This is a genomic window from Paraburkholderia sp. NMBU_R16 (assembly GCF_013282575.1).
In the GTDB taxonomy this organism is placed as follows: Bacteria; Pseudomonadota; Gammaproteobacteria; order Burkholderiales; family Burkholderiaceae; genus Trinickia.
This window is the reverse complement of record NZ_JAAAYE010000177.1, coordinates 1-1757: the sequence shown is the minus strand read 5'-3', so window position 1 is coordinate 1757 and position 1757 is coordinate 1. Positions and strand designations below refer to the sequence as shown.

The following is a 1757-nucleotide window of genomic DNA, read 5'->3' as shown; positions in this document are numbered from 1 at the left end:
TTCGCGCGTGCACGAACTCACGCCGCGAATCTGGAAATCGCTCTTCGCCGACAACCCGCTGCGCTCGCCACTGCATCAGATCGCCTGAGATCGCAACGACGTCGGTCAATTACCGATTACGTCGCGGTGAATCTCGTGCTCAGCGTGGGACAGATGGCGATCGGCATCCTGTCCCGATCGCAAGGCCTCGTGGCGGACGGTATCCATTCATTGTCGGATTTGATCGCGGATTTCCTCGTGCTGGTGGCGAGCCACCACAGCAAGAAGCCCGTCGACGCAAGCCACCCATACGGACATCAGCGCTTCGAAACGGGCGCGTCGCTCGCAATCGCATTGATCCTGTTACTGGTGGGGGGCGGAATGCTCTGGTCGGCAATCCAGAAGCTCGAGCATCCCGAAGCGATCCAGCGCGTTCACATTGCCGCGCTATGGGTGGCGATCATTGCGCTTGCCGCGAAGGAAGGCTTGTTCCGCTACATGCTGGCGGTGGCGACCCGGGTGAGATCGAGCATGCTGGTCGCAAACGCGTGGCACGCGCGTTCGGACGCCGCCTCCTCGCTCGTGGTTGCGTTCGGCATTATCGGCAACCTGCTGGGCTATCCGCTTCTCGATCCGATTGCCGCACTGATCGTCGGCGGGATGATCGTAAAAATGGGTGCCACTTTCGGCTGGGACGCGCTACACGATTTGATGGACCGATCCGCGGTCGCCGAAGATGTGCAAGCAATCCTCACCACGTTGCGCATGACTCCGGGCGTGCTTGACGTACATGATCTGCGTACGCGAAAGACCGGCGATTTGATCCTTGTCGACGTGCACCTCGACATCGACGCCGCTCTCACGGTTGCTCAGGGGCACGACATCGCTGTCGACGCGCGAGCTCGTGTGATGAGGCACCACCGCGTCCTGAATGTGATGACACACGTCGATCCCCGAAAGCGGCAAAGCGTCACCGAACTCGCGCCTGAGATTCGAGGCCGGTGGACATAGGTGCTCGTCTCACCCAACGTTGGGTGGATGATGGCCGCGTAGACACGTCAACCGATGCTCGTCGACGAGCGTGCGTCAATCGAGCTTCACCAATACGAAGATCAAGCCAAGCAGCGCCAGTTGCGTGACGACGAAGTACCCGCCGAGGTAAGTCCCTCCGAGCTCAGACTCGGGGTCCAGCGGGATCGATGCAAAGCGGCCGAGATGGAGCGGCAACCCTGAAAGCCCATACGCGATGAAAAGATAGTTCGACGGAAGCGGGCTCAACGCGTAGAAAAAGAACGCACCGATCGTCAGCGTCTTGTATTTGCGGAGCCAGTGCGCGGCGATGTCGATATTCTCGCGATCGGATTCGCGCATCCAGCGGGATCGAAGGAGTGATCTCGCGAACGTAGCCAGGATGACGCGGCCCGTTGTGGCGGCGGCTGCCGCCACGATGGCAAAAACCAGTGGACTTCCGTCAGTTAGATTGAACCCAACCCATGACATCGCCATCCAGGTAGGCGGAGCGAATGCCGGGATCAGATTCAGTAGAAGACTTCTCCCCCTCGATATATGCTGCCCGCGCCAGTTAGCTTGTTCATGGAACAAAGCGCGTAAACTTGAGTCCGCTGTTTCCCTAGCGTGCCGAGGGCGAGCGGCGGTTGTGTCGCGATAACGGAGCCATGACGAGCAAGCGGCGATTCGCTTAGGAGTCCTTAGATAAGCAGCGAATAGAACTGCGCGGCGACCGTTCGAGTGGCGTGGTCACCCTTCATTTGGCCTTT

At 59.7% G+C, this 1757-nt stretch carries 1 protein-coding gene and 1 pseudogene; one reads left to right on the top strand and one right to left on the bottom strand.

Translation table 11 applies throughout. The features are described 5' to 3' along the window. The coding region (locus GWC77_RS27590; protein ID WP_302181392.1) for a cation diffusion facilitator family transporter at window positions 1-990 on the top strand (990 nt) is incomplete at its 5' end. A gap of 78 nt (window positions 991-1068) precedes the next feature. On the opposite strand, the pseudogene GWC77_RS27585 reads toward GWC77_RS27590, so the two are convergent. Beyond that, window positions 1069-1545: pseudogene (locus GWC77_RS27585) on the bottom strand (hypothetical protein); the annotation flags it as partial. Window positions 1546-1757: the final 212 nt, after the last annotated feature.